The sequence below is a fragment of the Bradyrhizobium sp. 170 genome (genome assembly GCF_023101085.1).
Taxonomy (GTDB): domain Bacteria; phylum Pseudomonadota; class Alphaproteobacteria; order Rhizobiales; family Xanthobacteraceae; genus Bradyrhizobium.
The window spans coordinates 3,345,048-3,365,314 of the sequence record NZ_CP064703.1 but is presented as its reverse complement, the minus strand read 5'-3'; the positions used below and the strand labels follow the sequence as shown (position 1 = coordinate 3,365,314).

17 protein-coding genes are annotated in these 20,267 nt (G+C 63.0%); 8 read left to right on the top strand and 9 right to left on the bottom strand.

Going from position 1 to position 20,267, the window contains the following annotated elements; all coding sequences use genetic code 11:
* Window positions 1-78 precede the first annotated feature (78 nt).
* The 3 genes from IVB05_RS15615 to IVB05_RS15605 are packed head-to-tail and all read right to left on the bottom strand — an operon-like array spanning window position 79 to window position 2,229.
* Complete coding sequence (locus IVB05_RS15615) at window positions 79-453, bottom strand: DUF6285 domain-containing protein (protein WP_247785233.1); 375 nt, start codon at window positions 451-453, stop codon at window positions 79-81.
* Between the two features lies 1 nt (window position 454).
* Complete coding sequence (locus tag IVB05_RS15610) at window positions 455-1,441, bottom strand: phosphotransferase family protein (protein ID WP_247785232.1); 987 nt, start codon at window positions 1,439-1,441, stop codon at window positions 455-457.
* Window positions 1,438-2,229 (bottom strand): enoyl-CoA hydratase/isomerase, encoded by a 792-nt coding sequence (locus IVB05_RS15605; RefSeq protein ID WP_247785231.1) that lies wholly within the window; start codon window positions 2,227-2,229, stop codon window positions 1,438-1,440. Before IVB05_RS15605 ends, IVB05_RS15610 begins: the two co-directional genes overlap by 4 nt.
* Window positions 2,230-2,481: 252 nt before the next feature.
* Between IVB05_RS15605 and IVB05_RS15600 the strand changes: the two genes are divergently transcribed.
* Window positions 2,482-3,261, top strand: coding sequence for an SDR family oxidoreductase (locus tag IVB05_RS15600; RefSeq protein WP_247785230.1), 780 nt, complete (start codon window positions 2,482-2,484; stop codon window positions 3,259-3,261).
* Window positions 3,262-3,441: 180 nt separating this feature from the next.
* Here IVB05_RS15600 and htpX read toward each other — a convergent pair whose 3' ends face one another.
* Complete coding sequence (gene htpX, locus IVB05_RS15595) at window positions 3,442-4,383, bottom strand: zinc metalloprotease HtpX (RefSeq protein ID WP_247785229.1); 942 nt, start codon at window positions 4,381-4,383, stop codon at window positions 3,442-3,444.
* A gap of 321 nt (window positions 4,384-4,704) precedes the next feature.
* Here htpX and IVB05_RS15590 point away from each other — a divergent pair, with 321 nt between their 5' ends.
* The 4 genes from IVB05_RS15590 (at window position 4,705) to IVB05_RS15575 (ending at window position 8,773) form a co-directional block, all read left to right on the top strand.
* The gene (locus tag IVB05_RS15590; RefSeq protein ID WP_247785228.1) at window positions 4,705-5,085 is read left to right on the top strand and encodes a VOC family protein; all 381 of its coding nucleotides are present in this window, start codon (window positions 4,705-4,707) and stop codon (window positions 5,083-5,085) included.
* A gap of 118 nt (window positions 5,086-5,203) precedes the next feature.
* On the top strand, window positions 5,204-6,541 hold the full coding sequence (locus IVB05_RS15585) for an amidohydrolase (RefSeq protein ID WP_247785227.1): 1,338 nt from the start codon (window positions 5,204-5,206) through the stop codon (window positions 6,539-6,541).
* 224 nt (window positions 6,542-6,765) lie between these two features.
* Complete coding sequence (locus IVB05_RS15580; protein ID WP_247785226.1) at window positions 6,766-8,040, top strand: acyl-CoA dehydrogenase family protein; 1,275 nt, start codon at window positions 6,766-6,768, stop codon at window positions 8,038-8,040.
* Window positions 8,041-8,155: 115 nt separating this feature from the next.
* On the top strand, window positions 8,156-8,773 hold the full coding sequence (locus IVB05_RS15575) for a flavin reductase family protein (RefSeq protein ID WP_247785225.1): 618 nt from the start codon (window positions 8,156-8,158) through the stop codon (window positions 8,771-8,773).
* 111 nt (window positions 8,774-8,884) lie between these two features.
* Here IVB05_RS15575 and IVB05_RS15570 read toward each other — a convergent pair whose 3' ends face one another.
* Window positions 8,885-9,643: an alpha/beta fold hydrolase gene (locus IVB05_RS15570; protein ID WP_247785224.1), complete on the bottom strand. Its 759-nt coding sequence runs from the start codon at window positions 9,641-9,643 to the stop codon at window positions 8,885-8,887.
* Between the two features lie 24 nt (window positions 9,644-9,667).
* Window positions 9,668-10,561: a glutathione-dependent disulfide-bond oxidoreductase gene (gene yghU / locus IVB05_RS15565; protein WP_247785223.1), complete on the bottom strand. Its 894-nt coding sequence runs from the start codon at window positions 10,559-10,561 to the stop codon at window positions 9,668-9,670.
* Window positions 10,562-10,818: 257 nt separating this feature from the next.
* On the opposite strand from yghU, the gene IVB05_RS15560 reads away from it, so the two are divergent.
* Window positions 10,819-11,973, top strand: coding sequence for an aminotransferase class V-fold PLP-dependent enzyme (locus IVB05_RS15560; protein WP_247785222.1), 1,155 nt, complete (start codon window positions 10,819-10,821; stop codon window positions 11,971-11,973).
* A gap of 95 nt (window positions 11,974-12,068) precedes the next feature.
* On the opposite strand, the gene IVB05_RS15555 is transcribed toward IVB05_RS15560, so the two are convergent.
* Window positions 12,069-13,727, bottom strand: coding sequence for an NAD(P)/FAD-dependent oxidoreductase (locus tag IVB05_RS15555; RefSeq protein ID WP_247785221.1), 1,659 nt, complete (start codon window positions 13,725-13,727; stop codon window positions 12,069-12,071).
* 236 nt (window positions 13,728-13,963) lie between these two features.
* On the opposite strand from IVB05_RS15555, the gene IVB05_RS15550 reads away from it, so the two are divergent.
* Window positions 13,964-15,097 carry a nitronate monooxygenase gene (locus tag IVB05_RS15550; protein ID WP_247785220.1) on the top strand — a complete coding sequence of 378 codons (1,134 nt, stop codon included), beginning with the start codon at window positions 13,964-13,966 and terminating at the stop codon, window positions 15,095-15,097.
* A 134-nt stretch (window positions 15,098-15,231) separates the two neighbouring features.
* On the top strand, window positions 15,232-16,746 hold the full coding sequence (locus IVB05_RS15545; protein ID WP_247785219.1) for an acetyl-CoA acetyltransferase: 1,515 nt from the start codon (window positions 15,232-15,234) through the stop codon (window positions 16,744-16,746).
* 70 nt (window positions 16,747-16,816) lie between these two features.
* On the opposite strand, the gene IVB05_RS15540 is transcribed toward IVB05_RS15545, so the two are convergent.
* Together IVB05_RS15540 and IVB05_RS15535 are read right to left on the bottom strand one after the other, a co-directional pair.
* Window positions 16,817-18,568 carry a methyl-accepting chemotaxis protein gene (locus IVB05_RS15540; RefSeq protein WP_247785218.1) on the bottom strand — a complete coding sequence of 584 codons (1,752 nt, stop codon included), beginning with the start codon at window positions 18,566-18,568 and terminating at the stop codon, window positions 16,817-16,819.
* Between the two features lie 258 nt (window positions 18,569-18,826).
* A complete protein-coding gene (locus IVB05_RS15535) occupies window positions 18,827-19,954 on the bottom strand; it encodes a helix-turn-helix domain-containing protein (RefSeq protein WP_247785217.1) in 1,128 nt (375 codons plus the stop codon).
* Window positions 19,955-20,267: the final 313 nt, after the last annotated feature.

The window sequence follows — 20,267 nt, the reverse complement described above, 5'->3', positions numbered from 1 at the left end:
TAGGATGGGTAGAGCGAAGCGAAACCCATCGCCGACGGCGTCGATGCTCTTGATGGGTTTCGCTGCGCTCTACCCATCCTACGATCCCCCCAGCTCCCTTTTGTACGACGCATAATTCGGCTGGTCGACGGCGAGCTTGTCCATCGTGGTCTGCCAGAGATGCTCGGCCAATCCCGGCGTCTGCAGATCGACCTCGCCTTCTGCAATCTTGTCCGACAGCGCGCGATTCAATTCGATCAACGAACCATCCGAGCCGAGCAACTGCTTCAGCCGCGCGGACTCCGCGGCATCGTTCCCCTGCTCCAACGCCAATTGTCGCGTGACAAGATCCAGCGCATTGATGCCGACGCGAAGCTTGAAGGCGTTGTGGCCCGTGATGACGGGCGCGATCTCGTTGCGGAGGAACTCCGCGACCGCCTTGATCAGTTCGGTGGGTGTCGGTTCGTCCTGCATCTTACCCTCCTCTCGGAGCAAGCAATCTCAGCAAATCGATTTCGGTCTCCGACGAGCGCCGCCCGATCATCGCACGCTCCATCGAATGATCCGGCCCGGAGCGGAAGCGCTGCATCATGCCGCAGCACATGATGCCCCAGCGCAGCGTGCCCATCACCTCCCAGAACATCACGCGGTCGGGGTCGACCTTGCGGCCGGCTTCTTCATAGCCGGCGAACAAATCTTCGCGGGAGCCGAAGCCGCCGACCGGCTTGTCGATCTCCCCGAACCGCCAGGAGTTGACGCAGATCCACCCGAGATCTTCCATCGGATCGCCCAAATGCGCCAGCTCCCAATCCAGCACCGCGCGCACGCCATCAGGCCCGATGATGAGGTTGCCGTGGCGGAAATCACCGTGCACCAGCGTCACCTCTTTCGACGGCCCGGGATCGTGCTCGCGCAGCCAGCGCAGCGCCAATTCGAACACCGGACGCGGCCAGTTGAAACTGCGGTATTCTCGTTCGAGATCGGCGATTTCCTTTGTCGCGCTCATCTCGCGCAGTTTTGGCAGCCTCAAAGCCGGCAGGCCGTGAATGCCGGCGATCACGCGGCCAAGCTGCCGCGCGAGAATCGGCCGCGCTTTTGCAAATTGCTCATCGCGAAGAATCTTGCGCGCGATGGTCTCGCCCTCGATACGCTGCATGATGAAGCCGGTGCCGAGTTCGTCCTCCGGCTTCAGCACATGCATCACCCGCGGCGATGGCAGGCCGGCGTCGTGCGCGAGCTGCATCAGCGTCGCCTCGGCATCGAGCCCGGCGGCCCGTCCTGGCGACGCGCCATAGCCCGGCGGCGCCCGGCGCAGGATCGCGCCGACATTGCCGTCCGCATGCACGATGTCGAACGTCCAGGTTTCCTGGCTGGCGCCGCCGGAAAGCTTGGCGGCCCCGGTAACGCCGGTCGCGCCCTCATACCAGGAGGCGACGCAGCGTCCGAGTTGCTGCTCGATCATTTGCCCCTGAACTTGGCGGGGCGCTTTTCGAGGAACGCGGTGACGCCTTCCTTGAAATCTTCCGCCGCGCCCGCGATGCGTTGCGATTCGAATTCGAGATTGAGCTGTTCCTCAAAGGAATTTTCCGGGCTGTCCCAATAGAGCTTTCGGATCAAGGACAGCGCGATCGTCGGTCCGTTGGCGAGGTCATGCGCGAGCTTCATCGCCTCTTCCATCAAGACAGCATCGTCATAGACGCGGTTGACGAGGCCCCATTCCAGCGCCTTCTCCGCCGGCAGCCGCTCGCCCATCAAGGACAATTCGACCGAGCGCGCCTTGCCGATCATGCGCGGCAACAGCCAGGTCGAGCCGCAATCCGGCACCAGGCCGATGCGGCGGAACGCCTGCAGGAAATAGGATGAGCGCGCGCACACGATCATGTCGCCCATCAATGCAAAGCTCATCCCGGCGCCGGCGGCGGGGCCATTGACCGCCGACACGATCGGGCAATGCAGCCGGCGCAGCCGCCGCAGGAACGGATGAAAGCCGATTTCCAGCGATTGCCCGGCATTGCTCTTGCCGGCCTTCTGGTTGTTGCGGCCCTGCAAATTGGCGCCGGTGCAGAATGCGCGTCCGGCACCGGTCAGCACGAGGCAGCGCACCTCATCCCGCTTGTCCTCGATCGCATCGAGCGCCTCGCCGAGACCGCCCAGCATGTCCATCGAGACCGCGTTCATGACCTCCTGATGGTCGAGCTTGAGAATGGCGACCGGGCCATCGAAATCGAGCGTGACGTGCTTGAACTGCATTGCTTCCTCATGACTTGTGTTTACGCGCTATTTCGCTGCGCGGAAGATCGGATGATGTCTCGCCCATATTTGATTTTCCGGACGCGCTTGTCCATGCTTGCAACAGAACATCTGCCCGCCACCGGGCGCAAACCTGTTATTGTTTGAGCATGATCTCCGCGCAAACCCGTTCCGGGTTTGTCGCGAGGGAAAACCGGTACCCACTTTTCCGGATCATGCTCTAGCTAGCCCCAAACAAAATGGAAACACCCAATGAGCATCTTTGACCTCACCGGCCGCACGGCGGTCATCACTGGTGGCAATGGCGGCATCGGCCTTGGCATCGCGCAGGCGTTGAACGCGCAAGGCTGCAACGTCTCGATCTGGGGACGCAACGCCGAGAAGAACAGGAGTGCGGCGGCAACCATGTCGGCCGGTCCCGGCAAGGTGCATACCCAAATCTGCGACGTCTCCGATCCCGCTTCTGTCAAGGCCGCGATGCAGGCAACCCTCGATACGTTCGGCCGGGTCGACGGCTGTTTTGCGAATGCCGGCATCGGCGGCGGCGGACGGCGGGCCTTCATCGACCGCACCGAGGAGGAATGGCGACGCATGTTTGCGACCAATCTCGACGGCGTCTTCCACGTGTTTCAGGTTGCCGCCCGCCACATGACCGAACGCGCCGAGGCCGGCGACAAGTTCGGCCGGCTGGTTGCAACCTCGAGCCTCGCGTCGCTGTTCGGCACCGCCCGCAACGAGCATTACGCCGGCACCAAAGCGGCGCTGAACGCGCTGTGCCGCGCGCTTGCGGTCGAACTGGCGCGCCACGGTGTCACCGCGAACGCGATCTTGCCTGGCTGGATCAAGAGCGACATGACCGTCGGCCTCATGGGCAACGACAAATTCGTCGCCAACGTGATGCCGCGCATCCCGGTGCGCCGCTTCGGCGAGCCTACGGATTTTGGCGGCATCGCCGTGTACATCATGAGCAAGGCGTCGTCGTATCATACGGCGGATTGTTTTGTGATCGATGGCGGGTACACGGCGTTTTGACGGTTCGTGGTTGGACGCAGAACGTCATCACGCAGAAGGTCGTCGTGCCTCGCGAAGGCAGGGCATCAAGTGCGCCGCAAGTGGAGACGTGGATTGCTTCGCTGTGCTCGCAATGACGTCAGGTGTAATGAATTCCGGGCCGAGCTTGCGCACGGCCCGGAATGACGACGGGCTTATTCTTTATCCCCACGGTCCGCGTGAGGCGGAAGTCCGGCCCCACGGGCCGCGGCGCGGATAGCTGCCGCGGGTGTTGACGGAAAGTGTTCCGCCGCTCGCGCCCATCTCCGCCGCGAGCTGCTGCAGCGCGGCGATGCGGTTCTCCGTGGACGGGTGCGTCGTGAACAGATTGTCCATGCCGTGACCCGATAGCGGGTTGATGATGAACATGTGCGCGGTCGCCGGATTGCGCTCGGCTTCCGGGTTCGGCACCACATGCGCGGCATTCGCGATCTTGGACAGCGCCGACGCCAGCCACATCGGCTGGCCGCAGATGCGCGCGCCGAGATCGTCGGCGGCGTATTCGCGGGTACGGCTGATCGCCATCTGCACCAGCATGGCGCCGAGCGGGGCCAGGATCATCATCGCGATCGAGCCGATGATGCCGGGTCCGTGATTGTTGTCGCGGTTGCCGCCGAAGAACATGCCGAACTGCGCAACCATCGAAATCGCACCGGCGATCGTCGCGGTGATGGTCATCAGCAGCGTGTCGTGGTTCTTGATATGCGCAAGCTCGTGCGCGATGACGCCGGCGAGCTCCTCGCGGCTTAGCGACTGCATCAGGCCCGTGGTCACGGCGACCGCGGCGTTCTGCGGATTGCGGCCGGTAGCAAATGCATTCGGCTGCGCCTCGTCCATCACGAACACGCGCGGCATCGGCAGGCCGGCGCGGCCGGCCAGCTCGGCCACGAGATTGAAGAGGTCGGGCGCGCTGTTCCGGTCGACCTCATGGGCGCCGTACATCGACAGCACCATGCGGTCCGAATTCCAGTAGGCGAACAGGTTGGTCGCAGCCGCGACCACGAGCGCGATCAGGGCACCGCCGGCGCCGCCGATCAGATAGCCGACACCCATGAAGAGGCCGGTGAGACCGGCCAGAAGAATGGCAGTCTTCAGATAGCTCATTGTCGTCTCCTTGCCGCCTGCGGCTGGACGCCGGGACTGGCATCCCAGAGGTAAGAATTCCCCCAGCCGCGCTTCAAGATGCCCGGGTGCGTCGAGGCGCCGCGTTTGCCGGTGGAAACCACCCTCTCGGACGGGATTACCGAACTGTAATCTGCCGCCAACGGGGGCTCCCGGACCTCCCGCCGGTAGCCCGCCTGCTTGTGCAACGCCGAGGGCGCCGTCTACATTGGCCGGCAACGGGCAGCACGCGGGGTTGTTCCTTGCGAAAGCGCAGCAGCAATTGCGGCTGTTCGTCAGAAAAACTGGGGAGGAATTGAAGAAATGTTTTCGCACGTAATGATCGGCACCAACGACCTCGAAAAGGCCAAGGCGTTCTACGACGCGTTGCTCGGCACGCTCGGGGTGCGGCCGGCCAAGGTCGATGGCCACCGTATTTTCTACTTCACCAAGACCGGTGTGTTCTCGGTGTCGAAGCCGATCAACGGCCAGGCGGCGACGCCGGCGAATGGCGGCACCATCGGCTTTGCGGCAGAATCTCCCGAGCAGGCCGATGCATGGCACGCGGCGGGCCTCGCCAATGGCGGCAAGACCTGCGAGAATCCGCCGGGCATTCGCGAAGGCTCTGCGGGCAAAATGTACCTCGCCTATTTGCGCGATCTCGACGGCAACAAGATCTGCGCGATGCATCGGATGCCGACGTAGTTCGTAGGATGGGTGGAGCGAAGCGATACCCATCAGCCGCGACCAGTGGCTGTAATGATGGGTTTCGCTTCGCTCTACCCATCCTACATACTGCGACACAATCAAAGGGAGCCGCGTCATGAATCCATGTGCCAGATCCCTGGCGGTATCAGCCGCATTGTTTGCAGCCAGCCTGCTGCCGGCCCACGCAGAGCTCGATGTTATCAATCTCAAGAAAGCGATCGAGACGTCGATCGCAAGCGATTACCCAAAGCTCGACGCGCTCTACAAAGAACTCCACGCCCATCCGGAGCTGGCCTTTCAGGAAGTGAAGACCGCAGCCAGGCTCGCAGCCGAGATGCGCGCGCTCGGCTTCGAGGTCACCGAGAATGTCGGCAAGACCGGGCTGGTTGCCATCTACAAGAACGGCGACGGGCCCACCATCATGGTGCGCACCGAACTCGACGGGCTGCCGATGGAAGAGAAGACCGGCCTCGATTATGCGAGCCGCGACAAGACCACCTGGAACGGGCGGGAGGTATTCGTCGCCCATAGCTGCGGCCACGACATCCACATGGCGAGCTGGGTCGGAACGGCGAAGACGCTGCTGGGCCTGAAGGACCAATGGCGCGGCACGCTGATGTTCATCGCCCAGCCGGCGGAGGAGATTGTGGCCGGCGCCCGTGCCATGATTGCGCATGGCCTGTTCACGCGCTTTCCCAAGCCCGACATCGCGCTTGCCCTGCATGACGGCCCATTCCCTCATGGCACGGTCTTCTATCGTACCGGGGTTGGCTCGTCCGCCGCCGACGGTCTCGAGGTGACATTCCATGGCCGCGGCGGTCACGGTTCGGCGCCGCACACGACCGTCGATCCCGTCGCGATTGCGGCGCGGTTCATCGTCGACGTACAAGGCGTGATCAGCCGCGAAAAGGATCCAACTGAATTCGGCGTCGTGACCATCGGCGCCATTCACGGAGGCACCGCTGGAAACATCATTCCCGACTCCGTGCAACTCTCCGGCACCATTCGCTCCTTCAAGCCCGAGGTTCGCGCCAAACTGCATGCCGGGATCGAACGAACGGCAAAGGCCGCTGCCGCCATGTCAGGCGCACCTGCGCCCGATATCCGGATCGCCGAGGGCGCCAAGCCCGTCATGAACGATCCCGATGTGGTCGCGGCCGTCGCCGATGTATTGAAGGCGGCACTCGGCGACAAGTTCAGGGTTTCGCCGCCGGGGACCGCCAGCGAGGATTTCTCCGAATTCGCCGGCGCAGGTGTGCCGTCGATGATGTTCAACATCGGCGTCTATGACCAGGAACGTATCGACGCAGCACGCAATGGCACTGGCCCGCCAATCCCGTCCAATCATTCGCCGCTGTTCGCGCCGGTGCCGAAGCCGACCATCGAAACCGGCATCACCGCGATGACGCTCGCCGTGCTCGGCGTCTTCGAGCAGAAGGCCCGGCGCAAATGAATTGTAGGATGGGTAGAGCGCAGCGAAACCCATCACGTCGCGCGAGAGAGGATCGAGGGGTATCGCTTCGCTCCACCCATCCTACGCACTTACCACGCGGCGGAAAATCGCGCCCATTCGCCCGCGCTTGTGCAAGCCCCTCCCCGCCGTCTACATTGCCGGCCAACGAGCCGAGTGCGCGCCCGCAAGATCAACGTTCTTGCGCAATTGGGAGGAAATAATCCATGAAACACGCCTATATCCCGCGAACGACGACCTACAACCTCAATCCGGGCGAAGAACTCAACGATCTGCGCATGTCGGACGAGGTCCGTCCGCTGTACGAGCACGTTAAGAAGTTCATTCGCGAAACCGTCGATCCGATGTCGGTCGAGTTCGTGCGGCTTGGCGAGGCCAAGAAGGACCGCTGGAGCTTTACGCCGGAGCAGCTCGCGGTGCTGCAGAAGGCCAAGGACAAGGCCAAGGAAGAGGGGCTGTGGAACTTCTTCCTGCCTGACGACGAGACCGGCCAGGGCCTGAAGAACCTCGATTACGCCTATATCGCGGTGGAGCTCGCGAAGAATCCGCTGGCCTCGGAAACCATGAACTGCTCGGCGCCCGACACCGGCAACATGGAGGTGCTTGAGCGCGTCGGCACCAAGGCGCAGAAGGAGAAGTGGCTGAAGCCGCTGCTCGCCGGCGAAATCCGTTCGGCCTACGCGATGACCGAACCGAACGTCGCCTCGTCGGACGCCAAGAACATCTCGACCACGGCAAAACTGGTCGGCGACGAATGGGTGATCAACGGCGAGAAATACTACATCTCCGGCGCCGGCGATCCGCGCTGCAAGATCATGATCGTGATGGTGAAGACCAATCCCGACGCGCCGCCGAGCAAGCAGCAGTCGCAGATCCTGGTGCCGATCGACACCCCCGGCGTCGAGATTTTGGGCCCGATGCACGTGTTCGGCCATGACCACGCGCCGCGCGGCCATATGCATTTGCGCTTCAACAATTGCCGGGTGCCGAAGGAAAACATGCTGCTTGGCGAAGGCCGCGGCTTTGAAATCTCGCAGGTCCGGCTCGGACCGGGCCGCATCCATCACTGCATGCGCACGATCGGAAAGGCCGAAAAGGCGCTCGACCTGATGGTGTCGCGCGGCCTGACCCGCGAAGCCTTCGGCAAGAAGATCGCCCATCTCGGCGGCAACCTGCAGATCATTGCCCAGGCGCGCTGCGAGATCGAGGCGATGCGGCTGATGGTGCTGAAGGCGGCCAAGGCGATGGACGTGCTCGGCAACAAGGAAGCGCGGATTTGGGTCAGCATGGTGAAGGCCATGGTGCCGGAGCGCACCTGCAAGATCATCGACCAGGCAATCCAGATGCACGGCGCCACCGGCATTTCGCAATGGAGCTCGCTCGGCGAAATGTACCAGGATGTGCGCCATCTGCGCTTCGCCGACGGTCCCGATGAAGTGCACTGGATGGTGGTCGGAAGGCATGAGCTAAGCATGCCGTAGGCTGCACTGCCGTAGGGTGGGCAAAGGCGCGCAAGCGCCGTGCCCACCACACCTTGCACCGGCGCTGAATGGTGGGCACGCTGCGCTTTGCCCACCCTACGCGGAGCCCTCTTGCATGCAATACGACCCCAGCGATCTCAAACCCCGCGAGCGCTACAAGGTGCTGACGTCGTTCGTGCTGCCGCGGCCGATCGCGTGGGTGACGTCGATCGGGCCTGCCGGCGTGGTCAACGCGGCGCCGTTCAGTTTCTTCAATGTGTTCTGCGAGGATCCGCCGCTCTGCATGTTCGCCGCCAATCTGCGTCCCGACGGCCGCGTCAAGGACACGGTGATCAACATCCGCGCAACGAACGAATTCGTGGTCAACATGACCGACGAGGCGCTGGCGCTCGCGATGCACGAGAGCAGCGGCGACTTTCCGCCCGAGATCGGCGAGCCGGATTACCTCAATCTCAAACTGGCGCCCTCGACCAAAATCGCCGTGCCGCGGCTGGCGGATGCACCGTTTGCGATGGAATGCAGGATCTGGAAGGAAATCGACGTCAACGGCGACCGGCTGCTGATCATGGGCGAAGGCATCCATTTCCACATCCGCGACGAATTGTGGGACCACGCCGCGATGCGCGTGCACATGGAGCGCTATCACCCGATCGGCCGCATGTTCGCGGATCGCTATTGCCGCACCGACGACCGCGTGGTGTTTCCGCCGGCCGAGGGGGCGAAGACGGGCTAGCCAGTTTCGTAGGGTGGGCAAAGGCGCACTTGCGCCGTGCCCACCATCTCCATCCGTGAACGTCGTTAGATGGTGGGCACGCTTCGCTTTGCCCACCCTACGCAGTCGCGGTTAACTCGCCACCGGCCGGTGCGCGCGCAGGAAAGAGCGGATCTGGCGCACCGCGAGCGGCACACGCTCCTTCGGCTCCTTCCACGGAAACAAACTCACTTCCGCGTTCGGCGCCAGCATCGCGCTTTCCATGGCGACCGCGTAAGGGTGCGCCGGGATGTCGTCGGGCAGGATCAAGACCGGCGTCTGGCATTGACGCACGAAATCACGCGTGACCGTGAAGACGAAATCCGGGTTGGTGCGGTACATCCGCGTCAGGAATTTTTTGGCCATCTCCATCGTGATGTCGGGCCGGCGTTTTGTCAGTTCCGGCGCCCAGCCCTTCATGTTGTTGTCGTAGAACCAGTCGCGCATCTCGGGGCGCGAACCCGAAGGCATCGCCAGCACGCCGGCGACGATGCGATCCGGTGCGCGCTTCAAGAGATTCCAGATCAGGGGACCGCCGATGCAAAAACCCAGCACCATGAATTTTTCGATGCCGAGATGATCCATCAGCGCGAGCTGGTCGTCGGTGTGGGAATCCCAGGGGCGATCGATCTCGAGCGGACCTGAGGACTGGCCGGGCGGGGCATTGCGCAGGTCGAAGGTGATGCAGCGGTACTCGTCGCCGAACTCCTTGATGGCGTTGAAGGGTGGATAGTCGCCGGTGATACCTGAGATGTTCGAATTCAATCCGCCGCCGGCGATCAGCAGCAGCGGGAAGCCGGAGCCGGCTTCCTCATAATGGATACGAACGGCGCCCTTTTCGAAAAAGCTCATGACGGTTTTCCCCTGCCCCGCACCTCACGTCTTGGCGGGCTCGCCGATCTTGTCCTGCGTTTTTGTGTCGAAATCGCTGGCTTCATGCCGCTCGTGCAACTGGCTCGCCGGATCGCCCGAGATACGGTTGACCATGCGCCCGCGCTTCACCGCGGGGCGCTTTGCAATCGCGTCGGTCCAGCGCTGCACGTTTTTGTATTCGTGCACCGACAGGAACTCGCCGGCGCCGTAGACCAGGCCCTTTGCCAGCGCGCCGTACCACGGCCAGGTGGCCATGTCGGCGATCGTGTACTCACTGCCTGCGAGATATTCGTTGTCGGCGAGGCGGCGGTCGAGCACGTCGAGCTGGCGCTTCACCTCCATGGCGTAGCGGTCGATGGCGTATTCGATCTTGGTCGGCGCGTAGGCGTAGAAATGTCCAAAGCCGCCGCCGAGAAACGGCGCGCTGCCCATCTGCCAGAACAGCCACGACAGGCATTCGGCCCGCGCCTCGCCGCCGGCCGGCAGAAACGCCCCGAACTTTTCGGCAAGATGCATCAGGATCGCGCCGGACTCGAACAGCCGGATCGGTGTTGGCCCGCTGCGGTCCATCAGCGCCGGAATTTTCGAGTTCGGATTAACAGCGACAAAGCCGCTGCCGAACTGGTTGCCGTCGATCCTGATCAGCCACGCATCGTATTCGGCGCCGCTGTGACCGGCGGCCAGCAGCTCCTCGAACATCACCGTAACCTTGACGCCGTTCGGCGTCGCCAGCGAATAGAGCTGGAACGGATGGCGGCCGACCGGCAACTCGGCCTCATGCGTCGGGCCTGCGACCGGGCGATTGATGCTGGCGAAGCGGCCGCCGCTCTCCTTGTTCCAGGTCCAGACCTTTGGAGGCTCGTAAGCGGTGGGATCGGTGACGGGGGCATCGGTCATTCGGGTTGGCTCCAGGCTTCTGCGGTCGTCTCGCGGTTACGTGATCAGTCGCGCGGCGGCCGGCGCAATCCATGTAAGGCTTCGTATCAGCACTGCAACCAGACACAAAGCGCGCAAAAATCAGGGGAGGAATGCGCCATGCTGCGACCCCTGCCGAGACCGCATGGAGTGGCAGGTGTACTCGGAGCAATGCTCCTGTAGCTGGCGTAGTCGAGATCGGCCATAATGGATGTGTCGCTACAAAAGAGACCGTCCAAATGCTCCCATCACAGCGCGCCCTGTTCGAGATACCGCGCCAGATTTGCTACCTGAATGCCGCCTCTTACAGCCCACTGCCGCTTCGAACGCTGGAGGCTGGCCGCGCCGCGGTTCTCCGCAAGGGCACGCCGTGGACGCTCGAGGCCTCCTTCGCCAACCAGCAGCATGAACGCGCGCGCCTTGCTGCCGCTCGCCTTATCAATGCCGAAGCCTCCGATGTCGCGCTGATTCCCTCGATCAGTTACGGCGTTGCGACCGCCGCGAAGATGCTGCCGATCGCCCGCGGCACACGCGTGATCGTGCTGGAGAACGATCATTCCTCGCCGGTGCTCGAATGGCGGACGCGGGCCGAGGCGGAAGGGTTCACCGTCGAGACGGTTCGCCAACCGGACGACGGCGACTGGACATCGGCGGTTCTCGAAAGCATCGAGCGATCCCGCGCCCAGCCGCTCAGCCTGGCCTCGATCTCATCGGTGCACTGGTCGGACGGCGGATCGATCGATCTCGACAAGGTCGGCGCGGCACTGAGACAGCGGGGTGCGGCTTTCCTGATCGACGCGACGCAAGGCGCCGGCGTGCTGGCGACGGACGTGAAGCGTCTCGACCCGGATTTCTTGATTTTCCCGACCTACAAATGGCTGCTCGGCCCTTACGGCCGCGCCTTTCTCTATGTTGCAAAACGCCATCAAGGCGGTGTCCCGCTCGAGCAGACCGCGTCCGGCCGCCGCAATGTGCGCGCCGAGAACGCGGTCTATTTCACAGATGTCAGTTACGTTCCCGATGCGCGGCGCTTCGACATGGGCGAGCGCGATCATTTCATCTCGATGGAGATGGCCTCGATCGGCATGGAGATGATGGCTGACTGGGGCTCACCGGCCATTGTGCAACGTCTCGCGATGCTGACGGAGCGGATCGCGGCGGGTGTGCGCGACATCGGCGTCCACGTTCCCGAACCTCGTCTGCGGGCGCCGCATATATTGAGCCTCGCCTTCAAGGGCGGAATGCCGGCGGGATTGGTCGAGGGACTGGCAAGCGAAGGCGTCTATGTCGCACCACGTTTGGGACGGATGCGTGTGTCGCCGCACGTCTATAATGACGAAGCTGATGTCGATCGGTTTGTTGAAGTTTTGACCCGGCGGCTGCGAGACATGTAGGGTGGGCAAAGGCGCACTTGCGCCGTGCCCACCATTCGAATGATCGCGTTCGATATGGTGGGCACGCTTCGCTTTGCCCACCCTACGGAAGCGGATTACGACGCCGCTACCTTCCGTGGCTGCTCCGCCTTCTCCATCACAAACCCCTCATACCCCTTGGCCGCGACGTCGTTGCAGATTTGCCGGTAGGGACCGACGCCGCCGATATAGGGCATGAAGATGCGCGGCTTGCCGGGGACGTTGGCGCCCATGTACCAGGAATTGGCCTGCGGATAGAGCGTGGTGTAGGCGACCTCGTTGACATGGGCGACCCATTTGTCTTCGGCATCGACAGCCGCTTCCATGGTGTCGAGGCCGCGGTCGCGCATACGGGCCATGCAGTCGGTGATCCAGTCGACATGCTGCTCGATCGAGACGATCATGTTCGACAGCACCGAGGGGCTGCCCGGACCGGTGATGACGAAGAGGTTGGGAAAACCTGCGCTCATCAGGCCGAGATAGGTGCGCGGGCCCGCCGACCATTTCTGGTTCAGCGTCTGGCCGTTGCGGCCGCGAATATCGATCTTGGCGACAGAGCCCGTCATGGCGTCGAAGCCGGTCGCCAGCACCAGCGCGCCGACTTCGTAGTCTTTGCCGGCCACGCGTACGGCATTCTCCGTGATCTCTTCGATCGGATTAGACTTGATGTCAACCAGCGTCACGTTGGGACGGTTGAAGGTCGCGAAGTAGTCGGTATCGATGCAGATGCGTTTTGAACCGATCGGATGATTGTTCGGCTGCAGCAGTTTTGCGGTGCCGGGATCGCTGACGATCTCGGCGATCTTCTCGCGGACGAAGTTGGCGGCGGTGTCGTTGGCCGCCTGATCCAGCCCGAGGTTGTTGTAGACCGACATGAAGGTGAGCCCGCCGCGATTCCAGCGTGCCTCGTATTTCGAGCGACGCTCGTTGTCGCCGTCATCGAGCGCGCCGCGATCGGGCATCTCGGTATAGATGCCGTTCTTCGCCACCTCGCGCGCAAAGCGCCTGATCTCGGGATAATTGTCGCGGAATTTTTGCCGCTCCTGCTCGCTGAGCGCGGCGTTGCGGGCGGGAATGGAGAAGTTTGCGGTGCGCTGGAACACCGTGAGCTGGCTCGCCTGTTCGGCAATGACCGGCACCGACTGGATCGCCGAAGATCCCGTGCCGATGACGCCGACGCGCAGGCCGGTGAAATCGACTTCTTCGTGCGGCCAGTGGCCGGTGTGGTAGACCTTGCCCTTGAACTTATCGAGACCCTTGATGTCGGGCATCCGCGCGTTCGACAGACAGCCGGTGGCGAGCACGACGAATTTAGCCGTCGCTGTATTGCCGTCGGATGTCGAGACCGACCACACGCCGGTCGCTTCGTCGAAGGCGGAGCTGTCGACGCGGGTGTTGAACTGGATGTCAGGGCGCAGGTTAAATCGATCGGCGACGTGGTTGGCGTACTTCAAAATCTCCGGCTGCGGCGCGTAGCGCTCGCTCCAGTCCCATTCCTGCTGCAGCTCTTCCGAGAACGAATAGGAATATTGCATGCTCTCGACGTCGCAGCGCGCGCCGGGATAGCGGTTCCAGTACCAGGTGCCGCCGGCGCCCGAGCCCTGCTCATAGACCCGCGCCGTCATCCCCTGCCCGCGCAACCGGTGCAGCATGTACATACCGGCGAAGCCCGCGCCGACCACGATGACATCGTAGGTCTCAGCGGATTTGGCGGCGGCAGATGGCATTGCGGACATGAATACGGGCTCCCTGATATTCTCTTTGATTTGGCAAGCAGCATTCCTTCCGTAGCGCCAAAGCGCAAGACGCAAATCCGCGGCATCGCCTTGCATATTTTGCGAGGTGGAATGCGTGCTCCTCGGGACGGCCGCCCCGCTTGGCACGCCTACCCCCGATGGGCTAGCGTTCAACACCGCAATCAAAACCAACAATGAGCGGCTGGCCCGCGGCCGCCACAGGGAGTGACACCGCCATGAAATCGCCGATCTGCGACATGCTGGGTATCGAGTTTCCGCTGCTCGCCTTCAGCCATTGCCGCGACGTGGTCGCGGCCGTCAGTCGCGCCGGCGGCTTTGGCGTGCTGGGCGCGACTGCGCACTCGCCGGAGACGATCGAGCAGGAACTGAAATGGATCGACGATCACACCGACGGCAAGCCCTACGGGCTCGACGTGCTGATCCCGGAAAACATCTCGACCGCGGGCGAAAAGGACGTCACCTGGAAAAGCCTGGAAGCGCGGATCTCGCCGCAGCATCGCGACTTCACCCGCAACCTCCTGAAGAAACACGGCGTCGAACTGACGACGACCAATGTCGCCGACAACCAGCCGCAGCCGTTCGACGCGCAGCGCGCGCTTGAGGTGCTCGATGTTTCGTTCCGCCATCCAATCAAGCTGATTGCGAACGCGCTCGGCGTGCCGCCGAAGGCGATGATCGACATGGGCAAGAAGCACAATGTCCCGGTCGCCGCGCTGGTTGGCGCCAAGGAACATGCGCTGCGACAGGTCGCAGCCGGCGTCGACATTCTGGTGGTGCAAGGCACCGAGGCCGGCGGCCATTGCGGCGAGGTCTCGACCATGGTGCTGGTGCCCGAGGTGATCAAGGCGATCAAGCCGATCCGCGACGTGCCGGTGCTGGCCGCGGGCGGCATCATGACCGGGCGGCAGATGGCGGCGTGCATGGCGATGGGCGCCGCCGGCGCCTGGACCGGCTCGGTGTGGCTCGCGACGGTGGAATCCGAGACGACCGAAATCTTCCGCGAAAAGATGATCGCGGCGTCCTCGCGCGACGCGGTGCGCTCCAGGGGCCGCACCGGAAAGCCGGCGCGGCAATTGCGTTCGGTGTGGACCGACGCATGGGACCGCGGGCCGGACAGCCCCGGCGCACTGCCGATGCCGCTGCAGAGCATCATCAGCCGCGATGCCTTCAACTCGATCGACCGCGCCGCCGCCGCCGGCAATGCGCAGGCGCGCGACCTCGTGACGTATTTTGTCGGCCAGGGTGTCGGCCTGATCGACAGCGTCAAGTCCGCCGGCGCGGTGGTGCAGGAATTCAAGGAGGATTTTGCCGATGCGGTGGAGCATATGAATGCGTTGATGGAGGAGTGACTGCGAGAATCTCGTAGGGTGGGCAAAGCGAAGCGTGCCCACCATTTTCGAGCAAGACGTTAGATGGTGGGCACGGCGCTGGCGCGCCTTTGCCCACCCTACGAGTCTGAATTTTCAGAAGAGAACAAGAAAAAATGTCGAACACCCCCCTCCCCGAAGACCGCATTCCCGTCATTGTCGGCGTCGGCGAGATCGTCGACCGGCCCAAGGACATCGCCGCCGGCCTCGAGCCGCTGGCGCTGCTCGAACAAGCCGTGCGGCGTGCGGAGGCTGACAGTGGGGCAAAACTGCTCGGCGAACTCGGCTCGCTCGACGTCGTCAATTTCCTGAGCTGGCGCTACCGCGATCCCGAGAAGCAGCTTGCGGCGCGGCTCGGTGCCGATCCGGCGCATTGCTATTACGGCCCTGTCGGCGGCGAGAGCCCGATCCGCTACATCCATGAAGCGGCAAAGCGCATCGCGCGCGGCGAATGCAGCGTGGCCGCCGTCTGCGGGGCAGAAGCGCAATCGACCGCAACCAAGGCCGAACGCGGCGGCATCTCGCTGCCGTGGACGCCATTCGCCCATGACGTCGAGGAGCCGAAGCGCGGCGCAGCGTTCCAGAAACCGATGGCGGTGAAGCTCGGTGTGTTCCGCCCGATCACCGTCTATCCGCTGTATGAATCCGCCACGTCAGCGCATTGGGGACAGACCCCGCGCGAGGCGCTGGCGGAATCCGGCGCGCTGTGGTCGACCTATTCGGAGGTCGCGTCCGAGAATCCGAATTCGTGGCTGAAGAAGCGTTTTGCGCCCGAGGAAATCACCACGCCGACACCTGAGAACCGGCTGATCGCCTGGCCCTATACAAAGCTGATGGTAGCCAATCCGACCGTGAACATGGGTGGCGCGGTGCTGCTGACGTCGCTCGCAAAAGCCCGCGCGGCCGGCGTGCCCGAAGATCGCCTGATCTATCCGATCGGCGGCGCGTCGGCGGAAGAGCCGCGCGACTATCTTGTTCGCGACCAGTTCTTTGAAAGCCACCCGCAGAACGCAGTTCTGAAGGCCGTGATGGATCTCGCGGAGGGCGACGGCAAAAAATTCGACGCCATCGAGTTGTATAGCTGCTTTCCCTGCGTGCCCAAGATGGCGCGGCGGACGCTTGGCCTCGGCCCCGACGTGCAGCCGACCGTAACCGGCGGCCTCACCTTCTTCGGCGCGCCGCTCAACACCTATATGACGCATGCAGCGGTCGCGATGGTACGAGCCTTGCGTGAACGCGGCAAGCTCGGCCTGCTCTACGGCCAGGGCGGCTTTGTCACCAAGCATCACGGGCTGGTGCTGTCGCGCGAGACGCCGAAGCAGGCGCTCGCGCAGGAAACCAGCGTGCAGGCCGAAGCCGACCGCAACCGCCGCAAGGTGCCGGACTTCGTCACCGAAGCTTCAGGCAAGGGCAAGGTCGAGAGTTTTACCGTGATCTACAAGGCCAAGGGCGAGGTCGAGCACGGCGTGGTGATGCTGCGCACCGAGGGCGACGCGCGGGCGCTCGCCCGCATCCCTGCCAATGACTCGGCAACGCTGAAGCATTTGCTGAACCTGGATCAGACGCCGGTGGGATCGGTCGGCGATATCGTTACGGTGGACGATGACGTACTGGAGTGGCGAGTGGGGTAGCGCCTTCCCTTCTCTCCTTGTGGGAGAGGGGAAGAGAATTCTGCTTCTTCTTCCTCGCCTCGACCGGCGCTCACGCCGCCCGCACCGTATCCAAAAACTTGCCGACCTCCAGCTTGAGGCGGTTGGAGTCGCTCGACAGCGACTGCGCCGCCGAAAGCACCTGTGCGGAGGCGGAGCCGGTTTCGCTGGCGCCGCGCTGCACGTCGGTGATGTTGGCGGAGACCTGCTGGGTGCCCTGGGCGGCCTGCTGCACGTTGCGGGAGATCTCCTGCGTCGCCGCGCCCTGCTCCTCCACCGCCGCCGCTATCGTCGATGAGATCTCCGACAGCCTTTCGATGGTCCCGCTGATTGCCTGGATCGCGTTCACCGACTCCTGGGTCGCGCCCTGGATACTGGTAATCTGCTGGCCGATCTCGCCGGTGGCCTTTGCGGTCTGCTCGGCGAGCGCCTTCACTTCGGAGGCCACGACGGCAAAACCGCGGCCGGCCTCGCCGGCGCGCGCGGCCTCGATGGTGGCATTGAGCGCCAGGAGATTGGTCTGGCCGGCGATGGTGTTGATGAGTTCGACCACGTCTCCGATGCGGGCAGCCGCCTTCGACAATTCGCTGACGCGGTCATTGGTGTGACGAGCCTGATCGACGGCCTCATTGGCCATCCGCGCCGATTCCTGCACCTGGCGGCTGATCTCGTTGACGGAAGAAGTCAGCTCTTCTGTCGCCGAAGCAACCGACTGCACGTTGGTGGAAGCCTCTTCCGAAGCCGCGGCCACCATGGTCGTCACTTCCTGCGCGCGCTCGGCGGTCGCCGTCAGCGTGCCGGCGGAAGCTTCGAGTTCGGTAGACGCCGACGACACGGTTTCGACGATCTCGCCGACAGCGGCCTCGAAGGAATCCGCCAGCCGGACCATATCGGCCTTGCGCTGCTGGGCTGCGATCTGGTCCTGCTTGATCTTGGCTTCCGCCTCGTCGCGGGACTTTTGCTCCGAAACGACCTTGAATTTCTCGACGGCGCCGGCGACCGCGCCGAGTTCGTCCCTGCGCCCGAGGCCGGGCAATACCACGCCGAAATTGCCGCCGGCGAGTTCGTCCATCGACACGCTCAACGCGCGCATCGGACGCGCGATCGAGAAGTAGGAGAATATGCTGGTTCCGATCAGCAACAGGATCGTGCCGATACCCAGCGCCATGGATTCCCATTCTGCCGTAGCCATCTCCCGGGCGGCCTGGGCGGCCTGCTCTTCCACGCCGCGCTTGGCGAACTCGGCGATCTGGTTGGCAAGCGGCTCAAGTTCGGCGGCGATCGGCAGTGTGACCTCGCGGGCGATGCGACCGGCGTCTTCGTTCAGTTTCGTAATCCGCGCTGCGGCGTCGGCGCCGCCGCCTGCCGCTGATATCGCTTCGGCGCGAACAGCCGCGATCTGCTGAGCCCCCTTCGAATAATCGCTCGCCTTCGCCTTCAGCTTCTCGATGCGTGCACGGTTTTCGGCGGACTTGGACAATCTCAACATCTCGTCTGCAAAATGGTTCACCGACTTCAGTCGGGCCGCGAGATAGTCGCTGGCCTTTTGCAGGTCTGCCGGATTGTTGACGAGACGAAGATCGCGGACGCCAATCTGCATGCCACGAATCGACGCTTTCGCGTCTACTGCGTCTCGCGCAATCGTTTGCTGCGCGGACTTACGCATATCCGCTTCGCGCAGCGCAGCGTTGGCACGGATCTGGACAGTCACCATGGTGGCGACGAGCAGAACGCCGAGGCCTGAGGCGATGCCGAGCTTGGCGCCGATGGATAGATTCAGAACGAAGCGGGTGATGCTCGACATGATGGGCGTCCTTGAAAGCAGTAGTGTCAGTGAAATCGCAGCGACGCCGTTGTTTCCCGCGCAGCGGGATCACGGTTGAAAAGCGTCGGGCCGGATAATCGGACGAGCCGGTTCGTTGCGAACGAAGGGCTCCTGCGGCGGCTTCGCCACAGAGCGACACTCATGCCGCCAAGGTTTCATACGTTGGTTAATCAGGGGCTAAGCGGAGATACCTGGGGAAATCGTAGAACTACGGTATCGCCGTTCGCTTCGCCGGTATCACGACTGACTGTCCGTATTCTTACGTGCCGCCGACAATGTCTGCTGCGGCGTTTCGCCAAACAACTCGCGATAGAGCGAGGTGAACTCGCCCATGTGCCAGAAACCGTTCACGAGTGCGACCGCCTTGATCGATTGCACCGACGCGCCCCGCAGCAGTTGCTGGCGCACGTTCCACAGCCGCCGCAGGCGCGTGTAGCGATGCACGCTCATGCCGCGAATCGCAACCACGGCGTTATGCAGCGTCCGTACCGAGACCCCAAGCTGTCGGGCCACGTCGGCGCTGTACAGCGTCTTGCCGACGTTGGCAGCAACAAACTCGTCGAACTTTCGGACGAGCGCCAGATAGTGGCTCAGGCTCAGGCGCTTGCCTTCGGACGCCGGCGATGCCGCAGCCATCGCCAGATCGACCGCCTGCAGGATCGATTCCTCAACACTCTCGATCACATCAGGCTGAGCGAGTGTATCGGGCGAATGCGACGCGAGCATCAGGACGTCGCGCAAGGTTACCCGAAGCGCTTCGAACTTGGCGGGTTCGGTCGCGATCAGCTGAGCGCGGTCGAGCTCGCCCGGCCAGCCGCGATCGTCGACGGAATCGAAATTCACCAGGGCGACCAGATTGGCCTGCTGCTCCACGATCTCACACTGCGCGCTGCCTTTGACCAGCAGGACCGCCGGCACGCGGGCCTCTATACCGTTCAGGATCAGCGAACCCGCATCGTCCATCATCAGACCGACGATCGCCCCGGTCGTGGAATACTGTATCTGGAGAATGCGCGGAAATGTCTGCTGCAGATAGACCGTGCAGGACTTCAGCTTCAGCGACGCGAACGATGCGGCGAAGTCCCGATGATCGAGCGGAATGCTGCTTGCCTCGCCCAAGCCTTCGATGCTCCGGAAATGATCGATATCCGGAGACCGGCTGATCTTCACGAAGTCAGATTCAACTAGTTCATCAAGCAACGACACGCGGCGGTCATCCGAGCCGTCGGTAGCGATCGTCGCGACAACGAAAGAAACGCTAGCCGGTAGTGAGAGGGATCGTATGCGCAACTTGACCGTGGCGGATGGGTGCGTCGGTGCGCCCTGCCATCGGATGAAGCGTCTTGAGTCCTGGCGCGTCTTCATTGACGCAGAACACATGGCATCAGATCCGGCATCCAACCTTCACGATGCCTTTGTACATTACCAGTTTTTCCCGATTTCGGAAATTCGTTGGACGCATTCGCCTTCAGTTTCACTCAGGGCGATTGGTCGATCCATGCCGCAATCGTAATTTTACGATCTAGGGATGTTTCCCGCTCCTCGTGCAGCCGAACAACAAGCTGCCTGAAGGCAGCTTGCGCTTCTGATTCGCAATCATCGGCGGTCACGAAGCCGGCATGAGGAGCCGGCTTCGGACCGAATAAGTCAGTACTAGATTCTTGTTTTGACGCGTTTT